Below are 21,876 nucleotides of genomic sequence, written 5' to 3' on the forward strand. Positions count from 1 at the left end.
CGACGGTACTGACCAGGACCTCAGACGACTAGTATGAAGTCCGTCTGATCAACGGCCGCGCTGTTGACACCCACGAGGCGGATGGAGTCCGCCCCGATCCCGACCACCGTGTCCGCCCCGTCAGCCGTTATGCTCACGTTGGTCGCGAACACCGCGCTGGTGACCCCCATCCCCGTGATATTCAGCAAGTCCTGCCCTGCGCCCGGATTGGCTCCGAAGTTCAGGATCGTATCGGTGCCGAAGCCTGGGGCAAACGCGAAGATATCGTTGCCGGCGACGCCGCCACTCATCACGTCGTTACCTGCGCCACCGACGAGGACGTCATTACCCGCCCCCCCCGCGATCGTGTTGTCGAGCGCGTTGCCGGTGCCCGCAAAGTCGCCGCCGCCGCCGAAAAACAGATTCTCGACGTTGGCACCCAGGACGTAGCTCCCGAGCGAGGTCCAGACCGTGTCAATACCCTCACCGCCAAGCTCGCTCACCACGTCCCCAGGGTCGGAGACTTCGTAGACATCGTTGCCGACACCGCCGGTCATCGTGTCGGCACCTGCGCCACCGATGATGAGGTCGTTACCTGCGGCACTGACGAGGATGTCATTACCCGCCCCCCCCACGATCACGTTGTCGAGCGCGTTGCCGGTGCCCGCAAAGTCGCCGCTGCCGCCGAAAAACAGATTTTCGAGGTTGGCACCCAGGACGTAGCTCCCGAGCGAGGTCCAGACCGTGTCGCTACCAGAACCGGCGAGCTCGGTTACCACGTCCCCGAGGTTGTCGACTGCGTAGACATCGTTGTCGACGCCACCGACCATCGTGTCGGCACCTGCGCCACCGATGAGGATGTCGTTACCTGCGTCACTGACGAGGATGTCATTACCCGCCCCCCCCGCGATCGTGTTGTCGAGCGCGTTACCGGTGCCCGCAAAGTCGCCGCTGCCGCCGAAAAACAGGTTTTCGACGTTGGCACCCAGGACGTAGCTCCCGAGCGAGGTCCAGACCGTGTCGCTGCCGGCACCGGCGAGCTCGCTTACCACGTCCCCAAGGTCGGTGACTTCGTAGACATCGCTGCCGCCACCGCCAGCCATCGTGTCGGCACCTGCGCCACCGATCAGGACATCAATACCCGCACCGCCCACGAGCGTGTTGTCGAGCGCGTTACCGGTGCCCGCAAAGTTGCCGCTGCCGCCGAAAAACAGATTCTCGACGTTGGCACTCAGGGTGTAGCCCGAGAGCGAGGTCCAGACCGTGTCAATACCCTCACCGCCGAGCTCGGTCACCACGTCCCCAAGGTCGGTGACTTCGTAGATATCGTCGCCAACACCGCCGGCCATCGTATCGGCCCCCACCCCCCCGATGAGCATGTCATTGCCCGCGTCACCATTGAGGATGTCGTTGCCGCCCAAGCCGTTCAGGATGTCGTTGCCATCACCTCCGCTGGCAATGTCGTCGCCTGCCGTGCCGGTGAATATGTCGGCACCGGCGGTACCGACAAACAGATTACCGACCACTGTCGTTGCGGCAGAGGTGACTAGCTCGAGTGTGCCGAGGTCATCGGTGTAACTCGCGACGACACGCAGTTGCTGACCGACCTGCGCCGGGCTGAGCGTGAAGGTCGTGCCCGTCGCACCGGCGATGTCGGCAAAGATCGCACCGCTCCCCACCTGCCACTGATGGCTGATCACCGAGGTTGTGGTCCCGTCGGCGTCGGTGAACGCATCCGTGGCGGTCAAGGTCGAGCCTAACGTGGGGGTCGTATCGCTGATCAGCACAGTGCCGACCGGTAGGGCGTTGACGGGGCTGCCGCCGAGCGGCGCAGTTGGCGCGGTCGGCGCCGAGAACACACTTTCCAGCACGCCCTGGCCGTCCTGATAGATAGCCCTGACACGTAGCGCCAGTCCCAGCTCAGCCGCGGTCACCGTGAAGGTCGAGCCGGTCGCGGTTCCTAGTCCGCCTCCGAGCACAATACCGATGTCGTCGAAGATACCGGTGCCTGGGTTCGTTTCGACCTGCCATACGAAGGCGATGGGACCGGTGATCGCACCGCCCGTAGTGACATTGTCCGCATCGCGGACGGTGTCGGCCAACACCGTCAACACTTGGCCAACGGCCGGCGTGCCATCGCTGACCCTCAGCAAGCCCACCGGCTCGGCGTTCAAGCCAGCGACGAGAACCTGCGACTGATCGGCGAACTGCAGCCGCTCGATATTGCTGAGGGTGTCGATCCCGTCCCTGCCAACGACACTGTCGGTGACCGTAACGGTGCCGTCGACGTTCTCGATGACGGTGTAGTCGGCCAGAAGGCCGGTGTACAGGGCCGTGTCGAAGGAATGGCCAGGGTTAAGGGGGTCAGGCGCATCCGTCAGGATCTCACGGACGGCGACGAGTTGGCCGGGGTTGTAAGTGCCGTTGAGCATGAGCGGCACCAACGGGACCATGCTGTCGAACGTTGCGATCTCCGGACCTGTGCCGTCGATGTTCTGCCGCACGCTGATACGCACGTTAAGCCACTTGTCACCGTCGACCAGGTCATCGCCACCACCACCTTCGATGATGTCGCTGCCGCCGCCGCCGAGGACGATGTTGCCGGCGCCGAACTGATCGTCGGCCGTACCCAGAATGCCGTCCGCGCCGGCTGCAGCGGTGCCGACGAACGAGCGCAGGCCGCTGATCAGGTCGAAGTTGGTAAGCACGCTGCCCAAGGCTCCAGAGGCCGCGATCACGGCCGCATCGGCATCATTGCCGCGCAGGATGTCGCTGAAGTGCGATCCTGACAGACCTTCCACCTGGCGGAACCGAGCCACGGTTGCGGCCAACTCCGGCAGTGGCGCGCCGAGAACGATGTCGGCGAGGCCCAGATCGACGCTCACGCCGAACGAGTCGTCCTTGAAACCGGCCCAGTCGTAACCGGAACCACCCAGGTAGCGGTCGCCCGCACCGCCGTTGCCGTACATGATATCGTCGCCGCCTTCGGCCATGAATCTGTCGGGCGAGCCGGTGCCGATGAAGATGTCGTTGCCGCGTATCGGGTCGAGCCCGTTCGGGTCGAAATTGTCGCCGGGAGCGCCATCGGCGGTTCCTCTCTCGATCCAGTCGTCGCCTTCGTTGCCCATCAGTTGTTCGTCGGCGACACTGCCCTGGATGAAGTCGTCACCCGCGCCGCCGAAGACCTCCGAGGAGTCCGTGCCGCTGACGATGAAGTCCTTGCCGAAGCCGCCGAGGCTCAGATTGAGGCCGTTGCCGCCGTGGATGACGTCGTTGCCGTCGCCACCGTGGATGGTGTCGTCGCCGCCTATGTCGCTGATGATGTCGTCACCATCGCCGCCGATGATGAAGTCGTTGCCGTAGCCACCCTCCAGGCGATCATTGCCGCCGTCGCCATAGAGCGTGTCGTCGCCTTCGCTAGAGATGAGAGTTTCATTGCCGGCTGCGCCACCGAGCACCACATGGTCTTCGCCGGTGTACTGCAGGTAGTTGGTATCGGGACCGACCGTGTTGGGGTTGTCCCGAATCACCAGCGGAACCAGGGCGCTGCCGCCGACAGGATCGGTATTACCGGGCAGGTCGTCGACGGTGCCTACTATGCCGTCCGGACCTGCAATCACGCTCTCATTGAACTGCCTGGTCGGATCGACCTCGAGGGTAAAGGCCGGAGTCAAGAACATGACGGCCGGGAGGTGGGTCGCATCGGTGTTGGCCATCACCAGCCTCGCGAACGAGTTGTTCTCCAACTCGGTAACGAAGTTTTGCCCCGCGTTGCGATCCAGGTAGTAGAAGCGGTCGGCGTTCTGCAGCTTCTCCATCTGGTTCTCGAACACGAAGTTGAAGGTCGAGCCGAGCATGCCGCCAAACGGCATTTTTTCCTCGGCCAGGCCGCCGATCCAGAGGTCGATGTTGTCCAGACCGGTGATGGTGACGCCGGTCGGGCCACTCGCCCAAGCGCCGGTGCTATTGAGGAAGTCCAGCCGGTCCGCCGGCTCGCCGGCGCCGCCCAACACCAGGAGAGAGGCCGCGGCGCGTTTCCCGTCGAGCGTGGTGGCGCTGGTAATGGAGGCGTGCGTGCCATAGGCGGCAATGAAGTTGATCAGCGATTCCGGGTGCTTCAGGTGTTGCACCAAATCGGCCCAGCTGATGTAAGGCTTCAGGTTGCTGTCGCCCGTCGAGGTGTAGAACTCGCGACGCGCCTCGTTCAGGGTCGGAAGCCCGGCATCACGGCCGCGCGCGATGTTAATCGCGGGCAGGTCGAGCGGCAGGCCCAGCAAGTTGTTGCGCACCGCTTCGGTGACGAACTCGTCGATCTCGTTGCCGACCTGACGCGTCACGCCGCGGACAATGGCACCGGCTGCCTGCGCAGGCGTCGGGCCGCTGGCGGCAAACGCCAGCGGATTGAGGAAGGCCTGAATCAGGCCGATATCGCTCGAGACGAAGTTGGGGTCCAGCCGGTCGATGGTCTCGGTCAGCATCGAGTGGCCGAGGCGGTAGACCGCGTGCGCGAACTCGGCGACGATCGCCGGGTCGATCTCGGTTTGATAGTTCTGGTGTTCAGGAATGAAGGGATCGATGTTCGGCTGAATGGTACGCGCGAACTCTTCGAACACCAGGTGCTGATACTGCATCTCGGTACCGAATTTCGCTGCCTGGAACAGGCGCTCTCCGTTCCACTGCAGGGCAGCGATCTCAGCCGCGGTTGTTGGCAACACCAACAATTGGGCATTGGGCATCAGCCACTGGTTCAGGAAGTTGACATCGTTGGAGGCGATGGCCACATCCTTGGTGTGCTGGACCAGACGGTTGTGCTCCGAGTGGAAGATGGAGTGGACGGTGGTCAGGCCGATGTTCTCGTTGACCCGGCCGTCGCCGGCGATGTAGTGCGCGTCGAGCAGCTCGTTGTCGTAGAAGCCAGCGGCCACCGGGCCGCCGGCAACGTTATCCACGTCAGCCAAGAGCGGAGCACCGGTCTGGCTGTCCACCGGAACGGCGGTGTGGGCGATATCGATGAGGAACTGGTGGCCGGTGCGCACGGCATTGACCAGGCTGATCGGCGCAGCAGGATCTCCCTCGACGAGCACATCATCGGCGGTATCGGGAATACCATCCGGGCCCGTCATCATGACCATCGGGAAGCCGTTCGGGCCCTTGATGAAATTGCCGTAGGCATCGGTGGCGAGCAGCGGCACGTTGTCGAAGTCGGCATCGGTGAGATTGATCCCGAGCAGGTCATGAGCTTGCGCCTTGACCACTTTCCAGGTAGCCATGCCACCGATTTCGACGTCGTCGGCCGTGCCGAACACGCCATCGGCGCCCAGGTCACGATTGGTGATCAGATTGCCGGTCGCCACCGGCGCGCCGGCGGCATTGAACTCGTAGGCGCGCAGGAACACCTGGTGCGAAGGGTGCGAGGTATAGGTCTGGTTCTGGTCAACGAACGGCGTGGTGGTGTTTGCAGCCTCGTGGATGTCATCGGCGGTGCCGAGGATGCCATCGGGCCCGGGCAGGTTGGTGGCCCGCGTCAGCACCATGAAGTTGGTCGGGCTGCCCGGAACGAACAGCGGATCGTCCGGCTGCAGCGGGATGAACACCGTGCCGCTGCCGCCCTTGGTCACCAGGTCCAGGCCGTGGTCGAAGAACTGACCGAAGAAGGTCATCCAGGTATTGAACGGTGCGGACAGACCTGCGTCCGGCGCCACGTTAGGCATGAAAAAGGTCTGGAACGTCGTGCCGTCGGTACGGGTTCCGGTAATCACCTGAGCACCGTCCTTCAAGACATCGTCAACCGTGCCGAGGATGCCATCCAGACCGGGATCGAACGTAGCCGCGACCGCCGCCGGGTTGGTGGCGGTGTTGTCGGCGACCAAATTGCTGATGGTGCGCGGCTGCGAGTCGGTCACCAGGCCGCTGGTCTGGGCGTAAGTGGTGCCCGCCTCCGCCGTATCGAACTGCGCCGGAACCAGTCGCGGGAAGATCGTGTCGGCTGCACCGAACTCGTTCTGAGCCGTCACCAGGTTGTTGAACGACCCGTCGACCGTGCGCAGGCCCATACCCACCCGTGCATTTGGCAGCATGCTGAGGAGATCCTCACCGGCCGCATTCCTTTCCGCGATCAGAATCTGATCGAGAATGAACTGCAGATCGGCCCGGATATAGTGCACACCAGTGCTGGCAACCGGAGTCTCGGCCGGCAGCGGGGCTGCCGGTGGCGGAGCGACGCCGGCTACGACCGCCGCGGTTGGAGCAGAGAACGCCGTCTCGAGCACGCCATTTTCATCCTTGAAGACGGCCCTGACGCGCAATTCCAGCCCGGCGAGATCCGGGGTCACCGTGAAGGTCGGCCCGGACATACGCTGCGAGGCTGCCCCGCCGTCGACAAGACGGATAATGTCTTGAAAGACGCCCGAGCCCGGAATCGCTTCGAACTGCCAGAAAAAGGCGATCGGTCCGGCGATCGCACCGCCGGTAGCGACGTTGTCCGCATCAGTCACGTCGGCAGCCGATACCCTCAGCAGTTGACCCGTGGTCGGCGTAGCGTCCGGGGTGTTGCTGGCAGCATCGAGTATGGTCAGCAAGCCCACCGGGTCGTTGTTGAGCCCGACCCCGCCTGGCAGGGTGAGCGACTGATCGTTGAACTGCAGCCGCTCGACATTGGTGAGGCGGTCGGTGCCGTCGCGACCGACGACATTGTCGGCCACGGTGGTCACACCGCCCACAGTGGTGACGGTATAGTCGAGCCGGTTACCGGTGAACAAGGCCGTGTCAAAGGCGGGGGCCGCCGTCAGGACCTCGCGGACGATGACGAGCTGACCGGGGTTGAAGGTACCATCGAGCATGAACGGGATCATGGGCTTCATGCTGTCGAAGGTGGCGATCTCCGGCCCGGTTCCGTCGAGGTTCTGGCGCACGCTGATGCGCACATTCAGCCACATGTCGCCGTCGATCAGGTCGTCACCGCCGCGGCCTTCGATGATGTCGCTGCCACCACCGCCGAGGAGGATGTTGCCCGCGCCGAACTGATCGTCTACCGTGCCCACGATACCGTCCGGGCCGGCTGCAGCCGCGCCAAGAAACGCCCGCAGACCGGCGATGAGGTCAATATTGGTGAGCACGCTGCCTTGGACGCCGGCAGCGGCGATCGTGAGCGCGTCGGCATCATCGCCGGTCAGCATGTCGCTGAACACCGACCCCGACAGACCTTCCACCTGGGCGAAATTGGTATGCACGCCTGCAACAGAAGGCGACAGGGCCGATTGTTCGAAGACGATGCGGTTCATGTCCACAGTCACGCCGAAACGATCATCCTTGTAGGTGGCCCAGTCGAAACCCGACATGCCCAACATCTTGTCCGGGCCCTCACTGCCGATGAAGAGGTCATCGCCGCCTTCACCGATCATTTCATCGAAGCCCCCGTCACCGCTGAAGACGTCGTTGCCGCCGACCACCTCTGCCAGCAGAGCCAGTGGCAGGTTACCGGCGAAATTATCGCCGGGGGAGCCGTCCTGGTTCCCGACCTCGATCCAGTCGTCGCCATCGCCGCCCGTCATTGGCAAGTTCACCCGGCTGCCGAGCATGAAGTCATTGCCGGCGCCGGCGAAGACCTCCGAAAAGTCCTCGCCGGTCACGATGAAGTCGTTGCCGTCACCGGCGAGGATCAGGTTTACGCCGTTACCACCGTGAATGACGTCGTTGCCGGCCTCTCCGTGGATGACGTCGTCGCCGCCCGCGTCGGTGATGATGTCGTCGCCATCGCCACCCTCGATCTCGTCATTGCCGTAGCCGCCTTCGAGGCGATCATTGCCGGCGTCGCCCCAGAGCGTGTCGTCGCCGTCGCCAGCGACGAGAATGTCATTGCCGACCGTGCCGCCGAGCACCACATGGTCTTCGCCGGTGTACTGCAGGTAGTTGGTATCGGGACCGACCGTGTTGGGGTTGTCGCGGATGACCAGCGGCGTGATCACGACGCCGTTGATGATGATGCCGCCAGTGGGATCGGCATTGCCGGGCAGGTCGTCGACGGTGCCCAGTATGCCGTCCGGACCGGCAATCACGCTCCGGTTGAACTGTCTGGTCGGGTCGACCTCAAGGGTAAAGGTCGGGGTCGAGAAGGCGAGCGCCGGGAGATGGGTCGCGTCGGTGTTGAGCATCACCATCTTGGCGAACGAGTTGTTCTCGAGCTCGCTCAGGAAGTTGAGTCCCTGGGTGCGGTGCAGGTAGTAGAGCCGGTCGCCGTTCTGCAGATTCTCAAGCTGCTCCTCGAAGACGAAGTTGAAGGACGAGCCGAGCATGCCGCCGAACGGCATTTTTTCCTCGGCCAGGCCACCGACCCAGAAGTCGATGTCATCAACGCCGGAGATGGTAACGTCGTCTGCGGTGTTCGCAATACCGTCCGCCCCGGCGTTGTTCGCCCAGACACCGGTGCTGTGGAGGAAGTCCAGGCGATCCACCGGCTCACCGACGCCGCCCAACACCAGGAGAGAGGCCGCTACGCGTTTCGCGTCGAGCGTGGTGGCGCTGGTAATGGAGGCGTGCGTGCCGTAGGCGGCGATGAAGTTGATCAGCGACTCCGGATGCTTCAGGTGTTGCACCAAATCGGCCCAGCTGGTGTAGGGCTTCAGCTGGTTGTCGCCGGTGCCGGCGTAGAACTCACGGCGCGCCTCGTTCAAGGACGGGATGCCGGTATCGCGGCCGCGCGCGATGTTGAGGGCGGGCAGGTCGAGCGGCAGGCCCAGCAAGTTGTTGCGCACCGCTTCGGTGACGAACTCATCGATCTCGTTGCCGGCCTGGCGCGTCAAGCCGCGGACGATGGCGCCGGCCGCCTGCGCAGGCGTCGGGCCGCTGGTCGCAAACGCCAGCGGGTTGAGGAAGGCCTGAATCAGGCCGATCTCGCTGGAGACGAAGTTGGGGTCCAGCCGGTCGATGGTCTCGGTCAGCATCGAGTGGCCGAGGCGAAAGACCGTGTGCGCGAACTCGGCGACGATCGCCGGATTGATCGTGTCATCGAAGTCCAGGAAGGCGTCGACTTGCGGTTGAACGGTACGCGCAAACTCTTCGAACACCAGATGCTGATACTGCATCTCGGTGCCGAATTTCGCCGCCTGGAACAGGCGCTCACCGTTCCAGTTCAAGGTCGTCAGATCAGCAGGAACAGCCGTGACGGGCGTCAGCAGCCACTGGTTCAGGAACGTCAGGTCGCCGGCGGCCGTTGAGGCGAGGACCGTGTCCTTGGTCTGCTGGACCAGCCGGTTGTGCTCCGAGTGGAAGATGGAGTGGACGGTGGTCAGGCCGATGTTCTCGTTGACCCGGCCGTCGCCGGCGATGTAGTGCGCGTCGAGCAGCTCGTTGTCGTAGAAGCCAGCGGCCACCGGGCCGCCGGCAACGAGGTCGGCATCGGCCGTCAGTGGCGCACCGGTCTGGCTGTCCACCGGAACCGCGGTGTGGGCGATATCGATGAGGAACTGGTGGCCGGTGCGCACGGCATTGACCAGGCTGATCGGCGCAGCAGGATTACCCTCGACGAGAATATCATCGGCGGTATCGGCAATACCATCCGCGCCCCTCATCATGACCACCGGGAAGCCGTTCGGGCCCCTGAGGAAATTGCCGTAGGCATCGGTGGCGAGCAGCGGCACGTTGTCGAAATCGGCATCGGTAAGATTAATGCCAAGCAGGTCGCGCGCCTGCGCTTTTACCACTTTCCAGGTGGCCATCCCGCCGATTGCGACGTCGTCGGCCGTGCCGAACAGGCCATCGGCGCCAAGGTCACGATTGGTGATCAGTTCGCCGGTCGCCATCGGCTTGCCGGCGGCATCGAGTTCATAGGCGCGCAGGAATACCTGGTGCGAGGGATGCGAGCTGTAGGTCTGGTTCTGGTCGACGAACGGCGTGGTGGTGTTTGAAGCCTCGTGGATGTCGTCGGCGGTGCCGAGGATGCCATCGGGCCCGGGCAGGTTGGTGGCCCGCGTCAACACCATGAAGTTGGTCGGGCTACCCGGAACAAACAACGGATCGTCCGGCTGCAGCGGGATGAACACCGTGCCGCTGCCGCCCTTGGTCACCAGGTCGAGGCCGTGGTCGAAGAACTGACCGAAGAAGGTCATCCACGAGTTGAACGGCGCGGACAGGCCCGCGTCCGGCGCCACGTTAGGCATGAAAAAGGTCTGGAACGTCGTGCCGTCGGTACGGGTTCCAGTAACGACCTGCGCACCAGCCTTCAAGACATCGTCAACCGTGCCGAGGATGCCATCCAGACCGGGATCGAACGTGGCCGCGACCGCCGCCGGGTTGGTGGCGGTATCGTTGACGATCAGGTTGCTGATGGTGCGCGGCTGCGAGTCGATCACCAGGCCGCTGGTCTGGGTGTAAGAGGTGCCCGCCTCAGCCGGGCTGAAGACTGGAGTGGTCAAGCGCGGAAAAAAGTTGTCGGCTGCGCCGAACTCGCTCTGATGCAGACTCAGGTTGTTAAACGTCCCGTCGACCGTACGCAGACCGAAAGCGAATTCCGGGCTCGGTATCAGGTCGACAAGCAACTGACCAGCCGAGTTTGCCTCCGCGATGAAAATCTGCTGGAGAATGAACTCAAGATCGGATTGATTAAAGTTGGCCATTTGGATTGCCCTCGATATGTCTGGGTAAAGGCGCGGGACGAGAAAGTCCCGCCGCGCCAAGTCAAGTGCTGGCTTGCGCAGTTTGTTGGTTATGTTTTTTAGCGAGAGCTGGCGTTACCCGGGACCCGGGATACACGTCTGGAATTCGCGAAATGAGTTGCTCGCCGGGTGATCAGGCAGAGCGAATTCGAGCCCTGGGCGGGCCATGGAATCTGGAAGTGAAGGCGAACGTCCTGGACAGTCCCTTTCCTCTGCAAAAGAACGAAATGAACGACATGATTCGGCTCCTCTCGGGAGAATCACCGTGCTTTGCATTGCCAAAGCGATGGCAAGCTTCAGCGGGCGGACCCCCCGATAACTAAGACTAAAGTTCCATAGCAAATCTTTGTCAATATTACGTCGTTAAAACAGACGACTGGTGTCACGCCTCTCAACTAGCTGTTTTTAAAAGACATATAGGAAGTTGAGCGCAGGTATAGAGCAAAATGTTATTTCGAACTGTTTCGCCGCCACCTACGCTGCTGCATAAGGGAGCAACGCAGCGATTTCGCAAGACTCGCCATCCATAGAGCGACCAGCCTGCGTGTCCATAAGCTGTTTACGGAACGACATTTACCGTTAACTGTTGCGCCTCAGGGGCAACCGGCTTTTCGAAGTGGGAGGACCAACATGCCCAAGCAGTCGAGCATCCGTTCCGAACTGGCCGACGCGCTTTTTCGCCTGCGCCGCAGTTTTTACTCGCTGGCAGCGTTCAGCGGTGTCATAAACGTCATGATGTTGACGCCAGCCGTTTATATGCTGCAGGTTTATGATCGAGCCCTGGTCAGTCGCAACGTCACGACCCTGGCGATGTTGACTGTGCTGGTGGTAGGTCTGTTCTTGCTGATGTCCACGCTGGAAATGGTCCGCACCCGCGTGCTGATCCGGGTCGGCAACTGCCTCGACATGGACCTCAACCAGCGCATTTTCACCGCTGCATTCGAGCGCAACCTGAGCCGCGCCGGAGGTAATCCGGCCCAGGCGCTGCAAGATCTCGCGCAGGTTCGTCAGTTCGTCACCGGCAACTCCCTGTTCGCTTTCTTCGATGCACCGTGGACGCCGATTTACCTGCTGGTCGCCTATCTGATCCATCCGTTGCTCGGACTGCTCACCCTGATCGGCTCGCTGATTCTGATGGGTCTGGCTTATCTCACTGAAAAGGCGACGCAGAAGCCGCTAGCCGAAGCCAATCAGGCCGCCCTGTCCTCCTCCCTATACGCCAACAACAACCTGCGCAACGCCGAGGTCATCGAGGCCATGGGCATGCTGCCGTCGATCAGCAAGCGCTGGTTCCAAAGCCATTTGCGCATTCTGGAAATGCAGACGCTGGCCTCCGACCGCGCGGCCTTGATCAGCAGCACCGGGCGCTTCGTGCGGATCACCTTGCAGTCACTGATCCTCGGCGCTGGCGCGCTGCTGGCGATCGAAGGCAAGATCACTCCGGGGATGATGATTGCCTGCTCGATTCTCACCGGTCGCGCACTGGGCCCGGTGGAACAGGTCATCGCGTCGTGGAAGCAACTGCTCGGCTGCCGTTCGGCCTGGGGCCGGCTCAACGAGATGCTGCACGACTATCCGCGCCGGCCACCGAGCATGTCGCTGCAGCGGCCGCAGGGCATGCTCGCGGTGGAGAATGTGTATGCCGGCGCCCCCGGTACCAACAACACGATTCTGCGCGGCGTGGGCTTCAGCCTTGTCCCCGGCGAAAGCCTTGGCATTATCGGTCCATCCGCCTCGGGCAAATCCACCCTCGCCCGCCTGCTGGTTGGCGTCTGGCCGGCGCAGGCGGGCAAGGTGCGCCTGGATGGCGCGGACATATTCACCTGGAACAAGGGCGAACTTGGCCCTTGGCTCGGCTACCTGCCACAGGACGTGGAGCTGTTCGAAGGCAACATCGCCGACAACATTGCGCGCTTTGGCGAAGTGGACAGCGAAGCCGTCATCCGCGCCGCCAAGATCACTGGCGTGCACGAAATGATCCTGCGTTTTCCGCAGGGTTATGACACTCGTCTGGGCACCGATGGCAGCCCGCTTTCCGGTGGCCAGAAGCAACGCATCGCCTTGGCCCGGGCGTTGTATGGCGAGCCTAATCTGATCGTGCTGGATGAACCGAACGCCAACCTCGACGACGTTGGCGAAAAGGCCCTGGTCGATGCCCTGGCCGAACTCAAGGGCCGTGGCGCCACCGTCATTCTGATTTCCCACCGTCCCAACGTACTCTGCGCCGTCGACAAGGTGCTGATGCTGCGCGACGGCGGCGTGCAGATGCTCGGCACGCGCGATGAAGTATTCGCAGCGCTGCGCAAGGCCAGTGTGATGCCGGCAGGCGCGTCGACCCCTCTGGCCTCCGTCAAAGCGCGGGAGTGACCGATCATGCAAATGAGCCAACACACCGAGATAATCAAAGCCGATACCAGGAGCATGGTAGATCTGGACGTCGGCAGGCCCGCGCGATGGGGCGTGTGGCTGGTGCTCGCCGGCTTCGGCGGCTTCCTCCTGTGGTCCTGGCTGGCGCCGCTGGATGCCGGCGTGGTCGCGACAGGCACGGTCAAGGTCACCAACAATCGCAAAGCCGTGCAGCATCTGAGCGGCGGTACCGTGGAAGCCATTCTCGTTCGCGAAGGCGATCTGGTGACAAAAGGTCAGGAGGTGGTCCGCCTCGACTCGTTGCGTGCCGCTGCCGAAGAGGGTGCGGTCAGCGCCCAGTACATCGTCAGCAAGACCGTGGAAAACCGCCTGGAAGCGGAACGTGACGGCCGCGCTGTGGTGAACTTCGATCCCGAGTTGCTCACGCGCTTCAAGGGTGATCACCGCCTGGAGGCCGCCATGGACCTGCAACAGCGCCTGCTGGACACCCGGCGTGCTGGGCTCGCTGGCGAAATCAGCATCCTGCAGGAAAACCTGGCCGCGTCGGCGGTGCAGCTCAAGGGCCTGCAGCAGGTCTATAGCGCCCGCGCCTCGCAGATCAACTTCCTCAACCAGGAACTGCAAGGCACCCGCGTGTTGACAGCCGAAGGCTATGTGCCGCGCAACCACCTGCTTGAGCTGGAACGCAGCAATGCCGACCTCTCCGCCGGTCAGGCCGAGAACCTCAACAACATCGCCCGCGTGCGTAGCCAGACCACCGAAATCAAGCTGCGCATCCTGCAGCGCCAGCACGACTACCTGAAGGAAGTCGAATCGCAACTGACCGACACCGCCAAGGAAAACACCACCCTGGCCGACCGCTTGCGCTCGCTGGACTATGAAGTGACCCACACGGTGATTCGGTCGCCGATCGATGGCATGGTCCAGGGCCTGAGCATTGCCACCGTTGGCGGGGTCATTCAGCCCGGCTTCAAGATCATGGAAATCGTCCCGGTCAACGAACCGCTGCAGGTCGACGCGATGATTCCCGTGCAGGCCATCGACAAAATGGTCCCCGGCCTGCCCGTGGACATTTCCTTCCCGGCCTTCAACCATGCCAAGACGCCCAACATCCCCGGCCGCGTGAAGACTATCTCTGCCGACCGCCTGATGGACGAGGAAAGCAAGCAACCGTTCTATCTGGCCCAGGTGGAAGTCACGCCCGATGGCATGGGCCTGCTCGGCAGCAATCACATTCGCCCCGGAATGCCCGCCAGCGTCACCATCAAGACAGGCGAACGCAACATGATCAGCTATCTTCTTAAACCAATGCTCGATCGTGTGGACAGCTCATTCAAGGAACAATGAGATGGAACGTCATTGCCTGCTCTTCTGCCTGCTGGGACTGGCCCTGCCGGCCAGTGCCATGGACCTCAAGCAAGCCTGGGATCTGTTGCTGTTCCAGGGCCCTATCTACCAGGCCTCCGTGCATGAAAAAGAGGCTGGCGAGGAAAACCGCGCCATTGGCAAGGCCGGCCTGCTACCGCAGATCAATGCCTCGGGCTACCACAATAAGGTCAATGGCTCCCAAAGCCAGAACAACGTCGACAGAGATCTCCATTACGACTCCAAGGGCGCCAACGTGCGCCTGCGCCAGCCGCTGTTCAACAAACAGAAGATGGCCGAGTACCGCCAGGGTCAGCAGCGTGCCGACTACAGCGTCGCGGTGTTCGATGCCAAAACCCAGGACGCCGCGGTGCGCCTGGCCGAAAGCTATTTCGATGTGCTCCTGGCCAGCGAAACCATCGTCCTGGCCAAGTCCAAGCTGAACGCCTTCGAAGAACAGCTCGCCTCGGCAAAACGGCGCATGGAGCTGGGGGCCGGCACCGTCACCGACATTGACGAGTCGACCGCTCGCCGCGACCTCGCCGACGCCGAACTGATCGAAGCGCAAGACAACCTGATCAACGCGCGCACCAAGCTCGAGGAATATATCGGTGAAACCCCCGAGTCGCTGACCACCTTGCGCCCGAGCTTCGATACACCACCGCTGCTACCGAGCAACCTGCAGGACTGGTTGGTCAAAGCCCAGGTCGATAGCCCGCTGATCCATGCGCGCCGTTATAGCAGCGACCTCGCAGCAGAAGAAGTGAAGCGCGCCAGCGCTGGCCACTGGCCAACACTGGATTTCATTGCCGGCTACACCGCGGGTGAGAGCCAATCACTCTCCGAGTTGAATCAACGCAACCACTACGGCTCGATCGGGCTGGAAGTCAATATCCCGCTGTACAGCGGTGGCGGCGTCAGCGCGCTGACACGCCAGGCCAGTGCCAATAGCGATAAGGCCATGGATGAACTCGACGCCGCGCGACAGGAAGTCATCACCGAAACCACCCGTGAGTATCAAGGCATCCTGAGCGGCGCCAAACGCATTCGCGCGCTGGAGAAGGCAGTGGAATCCAACGAACGCTCACTGGCATCGTCACGCAAGGGCTTCAAAGAGGGTGGCACCAGCACCAACTCGGACGTCCTCAATGCAGAAGAGCTGCTCTTCGTTGCGCGCCACGATCTGTTCGACGCCAAGTTGCGCTATTTGATGTCGCGCCTGCGCCTGGCCTCATCGGTGGGCAGCCTGGGCGACGACGATATCAACCAGATCAACGAGTACCTCGGCCCGGAACTGCTGGTCACCAAATAACGCTCACCTGCCGGCCGGTCGAGCCAAATGATGGCCGACCGGCGTTCCCCTCCGTCAACTCACCTACCTTTAACCCGGCCCTTCATCGCTCCATCTCGGCGCAGACAGGCAGCCGCCAGCGAAAAAACAGTCAACGTTGAAACGCGTCCACTAAGCCCTTGATTCCCTTTATGCTCGATCCAGTTCCAAATCAAAAGCCACGCCCGGCTCCAGACTGTAAACTGTGTCCCCATGCGCAAACTCTTGTACCTGACATTCTCCATGGCGTTGCTCGCCGCCCTCACGACCTATGCGATGTGGGCCGCGGACCGGCCGGTGGGTCATTACCTTTCGGACCTGCGGATCAACCTGGCAGTCGACCAGGGTACGCCTGCGGACCGTGGCAATCTGCTGGGCATTCAGCCCGAGCTGTTTCCTACCGATTATCAAAGTCCCGAGCGTCTGCACCGCAAGCTCGCGGCCTATCTGCAGGCAGCCCGGGACCAGGGATTGTTGAACGGCAAGACCGTCGTCGTGTTGCCGGAACACATCGGTACCTGGCTGATGGTCAGCGGCGAGAAGGATGAGTTGTATCAGGCCAGCACTCTCAAGGAGGCCATGAACTGGCTGGCGGTGAGCAACCCCCTGAAGTTCGCCAAGGCGTTGATCAGCGCCGAGGGCGGCAACCGCCTGGACGATGCCCACCTGCGCATGAAAGCCAAGGCAATGGCCAGGGACTACCAGGCATTGTTCGGAGGGCTGGCCAGGGAATTCCACGTAACGCTGGTGGCGGGCTCCATCGTGCTGCCCGAACCGAGCATCATCGACGGCACCCTGAAAATCGGTCGCGGTGCGCTGTACAACAGCAGCGTGGTGTTCAACAGCGAAGGCGTGCCGATCGGCCAGCCCCAGCGCCAGATGCACCCGCTCTTCGCAGTACAGAACGGGATCAAGGCGAACGGCGACCACTCGTTCAACGTCGTTGATACCCCAGCAGGAAGGCTGGGCGTACTGATCGGCCACGACAGCTGGTACCCGGAAAACTACCTCAAGCTCAACGACCAAAGCGCACAGCTGGTTGCAGTACCGGCCTTTGTCGCCGGCCGTGGCACCTGGGAACAACCGTGGCACGGCTACAGGGGATCGCCGGAACCGGCGTCGGTCAACTTGAAGCCTGGAGAAGTCAGTGAAGGCCAGGCCTGGCAGCGCCTGACCCTCACGACCCGGATACCGGCCAGTCAGGCTGTCGCTGGCATAAGTGTGTTCCTGCGAGGTCAGTTCTGGGATCAGGGCAGCGCCGGACATAGTTTCCTCAGCAGCAACGGCCAGCACTTTGCCGACGGCAACGCCCAGGGTGCGCGTTTGCTGAACCTCTGGTTGTAAGCCATGAAACCGCAGCCAATGCGCCTCGGCGATCTGTCGGTGGGTTTTGTTCATAGCCTGGCCGATGCCGTGCGCAGTCATGGTATCGATCCGCAGCCACTGCTCGATCAATACGGCCTCGATGCCGCGCGCCTGAGCGAAGCCGGTGCACGGCTGTCGATTCCGCGCTACATGCGCCTGGGCCACGGTGCCATTCAACTGACCGACGACCCGGCCCTTGGCTTGCGCATGGGCCAGCTCAGTCGCCTGAGCCAGGCCGGCCTCGCTGGCATCACTGCGGCGCAGGCGCCGACCGTACGTGAAGCCGCGCGCTGCCTGATTCGATTCGAAGCCCTGTATGGTTCGAATTATCGGGGCCAATCAAGCTTTCACGAAGACGCCCAGGGCGCCTGGCTGCGCTTCTATTCGATCAGCCCCTACAACGCTTACAACCGCTTCGTGGTGGATTCGATCATCGCTGGCTGGTTGCATCAATTATCCAGTGTCAGCCCTGCCCCACTGCGCGCCGAACGTATCGAGATCGAATTCGAGGAGCCCGGTTACCGCGCGGCCTATGATGTTTTGGGTGACTGTCCGATTCAGTTTGGCGGCGAGCACAATCAACTGCGCTTGAGCCTTTCCAGTCTCGCCCAGCGCAACCCCGAGCATTGCCCGAGCACCTGGCGGCATTTGCTGCAACTGTGTGAGCGGGAACTGGAACAACTGACACGCACCCGCAGCCTGCGTGAACGCATCATCGCGCTGCTGGGACCCTTGCTCAATGGTGGCCGGGAGCCCGACCTGCTAGAGGTGGCGACACGCCTGAAGCTGCCCACCTGGACCTTGCGCCGCAAGCTCGCCGATGAAGGCACACAATTTCGTGCGATTCTCAACGACACCCGCCGCGACCTGGCCATGACTTACATACGCGACACCGAACTGGCGTTCGGAGAGATCGCCTACCTGCTGGGCTTCGCCTCAGCCGAAGCGTTTCAACGCGCTTTCAAACGCTGGAACGGGCAGACACCCGGCGAATTTCGCCGCAGCCATCGCCAATCCGCCTGATGCCTACAACTCGGTAGCGTCTTCCGCCGGCTCCAGTGGGTCCAGTTCGAAAGCCTGGTACTCGAGCAGTTCTTCTTGATAATCGTCCATTTTTGAATCCCCCAACCCGTAGTGAAAAACGCCTGAATAAATGACCCATTCCTTGAGCATAAAGTGCCAGCGTGAAGGAAAAATGACGCGGACACGACACTCTGTCGCTACTGAATAAAACGTAGCAGCTGGTCAGGAATTTATCATTGGTTTTTTCGCGGGAGACCGCAGAACAGCGGTCTTGCTTGATGCGGGTCAATCTTTTGGCTGATCACAGGGTCGGGGCATTTGATCCGACCCTGTGGTGTCACCCTCACTGGCCGGAGACAGGCATCGCCGGAATGGGTTCGCTCGGTGGCGGCAAGTCACTCGGGTTCGACGGTGGCGTGACGATTTCCGGGGACGGTGCCGGCACTACACTCTCGGTCGGCGTGATCGGCGGCGCCTCAGGAGGCGGGGTAACCGGCTCGGAGGCCGCAGGCTCTGCAGCAGGTGCCGGGACAGGTGCAAGCGGTGCCGGCGCAGCCTTGGCTTCAGGCATACCCAGATCGGTTTTCGGCTTTTCGGTGATGTGCGCAGCCTTTTTCGCTTCTGGCGGCAGGAACAGCTCGACCAGCGCAAAGAAACGCTCGTAGAACTTGGCAGACGATACGGTTTCGCTGGCGACCTTGACCATCGAGTCATCGGAGGAGCCGATCGGCATCGACACCGAGCCCAGCACACCCACACCGAGACTGGCGGAGTTGTTGGTCTTCTTCAGTGCATAACGATCCTGCAGGGCGTTGGCGAATACGGTCGCGTGGTGCCCTTCGCTGCCGTCATCGGTACAGACCACACTGAAGCTGATCTCCATGTGGTTCTCGCCGGTCTGCTGGAAACTCTTGTGACCGCTGACCAGCTTCGAATCGTTGCTGGTGATGATGTAACCCTGGCTGAGCAAGGCACGACGGGCGGCTTCACAGCTCTGGGTATCGGTCACCGGATAGTTGCGGGAAAAGGTTCCGGAGTCGTCGAAGTTCTCATGCTCGTAGATGGCGGCCTTGTTCGATGAACAACCGGCCGCAGCGGCAAGCATGGCTGCCAGCCCGACAACCCGCATGGGAAGTGATTTAAACATTGAACATCCTGAGGAAAACGGTTCGGGGCATATTGTGCAACAGATCGATGCTTAGCGGAGCATCGATCGTGTCTTAAAACGATTACAGGCTGATTGACCCCGGTTTTACGGAAAAGTCACCACGGCAAATGACGTACGGCCAAATAAAAAGACCCCGGCCTTTCGGCCGGGGTCTCCTGTGCAGCGCTAAACCTGGTCAGGCATCAGTAACGCTTGATGTCCGCCTGGCTTTCCAGCTGCTTGCGGTAAGCCGCAAAGTCTTGCTGGCCGATGCGGGAAGCGAGGTAGCGACGATACTGTGCTTTCTCTTCTTCGGTCGGCGCCGCAGCTTCGTTCACGCCATTGAGGCGCAGGATCATCAGGCTGCCATCCGCCAGCGTCACGCTGGTGAAGGTCGGCTTGTCCTTGGCCGCAGGCTTGGCCATACGGAACAGCGCCTGCAGCACCGCAGGATCAACCCCTTCCTGAGCGCGGGTCGCCGCTTTGGTGACTTTCCAGGCCTGGCCATCGATCGCCTGATCCAGCGGGGTCTTGCCATCGCGCAGGCTGGCAATCAGGGCCTCAGCCTTGGTCTTGGCATCGGCGCTGGCGTGCTCCTTGGCCAATTGCACACGGATCGCGGCAGAAACGCTTTCCAGTGGCAATTGCGAAGGTTTCAGGTGCTCCTTGGCACGCAACACGACCACGGTTTCCGGATCGAGCTCGATGGCGGCGCTGTTCGCCCCCTCATCCAGGACTTCCGGGCTGAACGCAGCAGTGATTACGGCACGGTTGGATGTAATACCCTCACCGCCTTCACGGCCGAACGGCTTGGACGTCTGCACGGTCAGTTTCAGGTCCTGCGCTGGCTGAGCCAGATCGGACGCTTCGAACGAGGCGTCTTCCAGTTGCTTGCTCGCCTCGACGAAACGCTGCTCGACCTGCTGAGTCTTCAGAGCATGGGTCAGCTTGTCTTTCAGGCTGGCGAACGTTGGCACTTCTGGAGCTTCCACGCCCAACAGCTTGATCAGGTGGAAACCGAAGTCGGTGCGAACCGGACCAGAGACCTGGTCCTGGGCCAACGAATACAGGGCTTTTTCGAACGCCGGGTCGTAGACGCCAGGACCGGCATAACCCAGGTCACCGCCGTTGTTCGCCGACCCCGGATCCTGGGAGAACTCCTTGGCCAGCGCCTCGAACTTCTCACCCTTGGCCAGACGGGCCTGGATCTCTTCGATCTTCGCCTTGGCTTGCGCCTCGGTGGTCTTGTCATTCACCTCAATCAGAATGTGCGCAGCCCGACGTTGCTCGGACAGGTTCGCGATTTCTTTCTGATAGGCCGCTTGCAGGTCTTGGTCGTTGACGCTGACCTGGTCGAAGAAGGAAGCCTTCTTCAGCTCGAGGTAATCGATGACCACCTGATCCGGCGTCATGAATTCCTTGGCGTGTTCGTCGTAATAAGCCTTGACCTCATCGTCGGTCAGCTTCACAGCCGCCGGGTCGGCCTTGATGTTCAGGGAAGCGAAATCGCGGGTCTGTTTTTCCAGACGGGCAAACGCCAGTACCTGTGCATCGGTCACGAAACCGCTACCGGCCAGGCCGGCACGCAGCTGACCAATCAACATTTCCTGAGCCAGCATCTGGCGGAATTGCATGCGGCTATAGCCGAGTTGACGAATCACCTGGTCGAAACGCTCAGAGCTGAACTTGCCATCGACCTGAAACTCTGGTGTTTGCAGGATGACCTGATCAAGCGCCGCTTCGGAGAAAGCGAATTTCGAATTTTCTGCGCCTTGCAGCAGCAGTTTGCGATCGATCAGGCCCTTGAGCGCCGATTCGCGCAACATTTTTTCATCCAGCAAGGATGCATCGAAATCCTTGCCCAGCTGTTGCATGAGCTGGCGGCGTTGCATATCGACCGCCTGGCTCAGCTCGTTCTGGCTGATTTCATCGCCATTGACCTTGGCCGCATCATTACTGTGCGACGTGGCCTTGAAAATGGCGTCGAAACCGGTCAAGGCCATCAGAACAACGATGACCCCGATAATAGTCTTGGCAATCCAGCCTTGTGAATTGTCCCTGATATTCTGCAGCATGCGTCCCCCAGAAACGGTTGAACTTCAAAATTAGGCAACCGTGGAGCGTGGGTAGAATCCGGATAGAAGAAAGGCGCATCCGAGGATGCGCCTTCTCGTAACTGGCGGAGCGGATCGAGGACTCGAACTGGCGACCCTCGGTGTCTTGAACCGGCGACCTACAGTCAGGACTGCCGCTCCGCTGCCAAGTCAGGCATGACCCCGACCCGGATGGGTAAAAACCTGAATCGAACTTAGTTGACAGCTTCTTTCAGTGCTTTACCGGCTTTGAAACCTGGTTTTTTGGCTGCCGCGATTTCCAGCGTCTTACCGGTCTGTGGGTTACGACCAATGCGAGCTGGACGATCAGTTACCGAGAAAGTGCCGAAACCAACCAGAACAACAGAGTCGCCAGCCTTGAGAGCGCCAGTGACGGATTCGATTACAGCGTCCAGCGCACGGCCAGCAGCAGCTTTCGGGATATCAGCGGATGCAGCGATAGCATCAATCAGTTCCGACTTGTTCACTCTAAGTCCCCTTATATCTATTTGAGTATGATTCTAAGTTTTTTTGGTGAAAGCAAAAACGAGTGCTGAA

10 protein-coding genes are annotated in these 21,876 nt (G+C 61.5%); 5 read left to right on the forward strand and 5 right to left on the reverse strand.

Features of this window, described 5'->3' with window-relative positions; all coding sequences use genetic code 11:
- Window positions 1-20 precede the first annotated feature (20 nt).
- On the reverse strand, window positions 21-10,589 hold the full coding sequence (locus C8K63_RS25060) for a peroxidase family protein (RefSeq protein ID WP_108219122.1): 10,569 nt from the start codon (window positions 10,587-10,589) through the stop codon (window positions 21-23).
- A gap of 669 nt (window positions 10,590-11,258) precedes the next feature.
- Here C8K63_RS25060 and C8K63_RS25065 point away from each other — a divergent pair.
- The 5 genes from C8K63_RS25065 to C8K63_RS25085 all read left to right on the forward strand — a co-directional run bounded on the left by C8K63_RS25065 (window position 11,259) and on the right by C8K63_RS25085 (window position 18,078).
- A complete protein-coding gene (locus C8K63_RS25065; protein WP_108219123.1) occupies window positions 11,259-12,995 on the forward strand; it encodes a type I secretion system permease/ATPase in 1,737 nt (578 codons plus the stop codon).
- 6 nt (window positions 12,996-13,001) lie between these two features.
- Entirely contained in the window at window positions 13,002-14,342 is a 1,341-nt protein-coding gene (locus C8K63_RS25070; RefSeq protein ID WP_108219124.1) for an HlyD family type I secretion periplasmic adaptor subunit, read from the forward strand.
- Window position 14,343: 1 nt separating this feature from the next.
- Window positions 14,344-15,672, forward strand: coding sequence for a TolC family outer membrane protein (locus tag C8K63_RS25075; protein ID WP_108219125.1), 1,329 nt, complete (start codon window positions 14,344-14,346; stop codon window positions 15,670-15,672).
- 231 nt (window positions 15,673-15,903) lie between these two features.
- Window positions 15,904-17,034, forward strand: coding sequence for a carbon-nitrogen hydrolase family protein (locus C8K63_RS25080; protein ID WP_108219126.1), 1,131 nt, complete (start codon window positions 15,904-15,906; stop codon window positions 17,032-17,034).
- 3 nt (window positions 17,035-17,037) lie between these two features.
- Entirely contained in the window at window positions 17,038-18,078 is a 1,041-nt protein-coding gene (locus tag C8K63_RS25085) for an AraC family transcriptional regulator (RefSeq protein ID WP_108219127.1), read from the forward strand.
- Between the two features lie 3 nt (window positions 18,079-18,081).
- On the opposite strand, the gene C8K63_RS30525 is transcribed toward C8K63_RS25085, so the two are convergent.
- The 4 genes from C8K63_RS30525 to C8K63_RS25100 form a co-directional block, all read right to left on the reverse strand.
- A complete protein-coding gene (locus C8K63_RS30525) occupies window positions 18,082-18,228 on the reverse strand; it encodes a hypothetical protein (RefSeq protein ID WP_177413304.1) in 147 nt (48 codons plus the stop codon).
- 193 nt (window positions 18,229-18,421) lie between these two features.
- Window positions 18,422-19,225: a DUF2242 domain-containing protein gene (locus C8K63_RS25090; RefSeq protein ID WP_108219128.1), complete on the reverse strand. Its 804-nt coding sequence runs from the start codon at window positions 19,223-19,225 to the stop codon at window positions 18,422-18,424.
- Between the two features lie 203 nt (window positions 19,226-19,428).
- A complete protein-coding gene (locus tag C8K63_RS25095) occupies window positions 19,429-21,300 on the reverse strand; it encodes a SurA N-terminal domain-containing protein (protein ID WP_108219129.1) in 1,872 nt (623 codons plus the stop codon).
- Window positions 21,301-21,533: 233 nt separating this feature from the next.
- Window positions 21,534-21,806, reverse strand: coding sequence for an HU family DNA-binding protein (locus tag C8K63_RS25100; protein WP_002552737.1), 273 nt, complete (start codon window positions 21,804-21,806; stop codon window positions 21,534-21,536).
- Window positions 21,807-21,876 lie beyond the last annotated feature (70 nt).

It is taken from the genome of Pseudomonas sp. GV085, from assembly GCF_003050925.1.
Classification (GTDB): Bacteria; Pseudomonadota; Gammaproteobacteria; order Pseudomonadales; family Pseudomonadaceae; genus Aquipseudomonas.

Coding starts and splice junctions, on each gene's coding strand:
- C8K63_RS25060 (WP_108219122.1), bottom strand. CDS start 10,589: ATGGCCAACTTTAATCAATCCGATCTTGAGTTCATTCTCCAGCAGATT.
- C8K63_RS25065 (WP_108219123.1), top strand. CDS start 11,259: ATGCCCAAGCAGTCGAGCATCCGTTCCGAACTGGCCGACGCGCTTTTT.
- C8K63_RS25070 (WP_108219124.1), top strand. CDS start 13,002: ATGCAAATGAGCCAACACACCGAGATAATCAAAGCCGATACCAGGAGC.
- C8K63_RS25075 (WP_108219125.1), top strand. CDS start 14,344: ATGGAACGTCATTGCCTGCTCTTCTGCCTGCTGGGACTGGCCCTGCCG.
- C8K63_RS25080 (WP_108219126.1), top strand. CDS start 15,904: ATGCGCAAACTCTTGTACCTGACATTCTCCATGGCGTTGCTCGCCGCC.
- C8K63_RS25085 (WP_108219127.1), top strand. CDS start 17,038: ATGAAACCGCAGCCAATGCGCCTCGGCGATCTGTCGGTGGGTTTTGTT.
- C8K63_RS30525 (WP_177413304.1), bottom strand. CDS start 18,228: ATGCTCAAGGAATGGGTCATTTATTCAGGCGTTTTTCACTACGGGTTG.
- C8K63_RS25090 (WP_108219128.1), bottom strand. CDS start 19,225: ATGTTTAAATCACTTCCCATGCGGGTTGTCGGGCTGGCAGCCATGCTT.
- C8K63_RS25095 (WP_108219129.1), bottom strand. CDS start 21,300: ATGCTGCAGAATATCAGGGACAATTCACAAGGCTGGATTGCCAAGACT.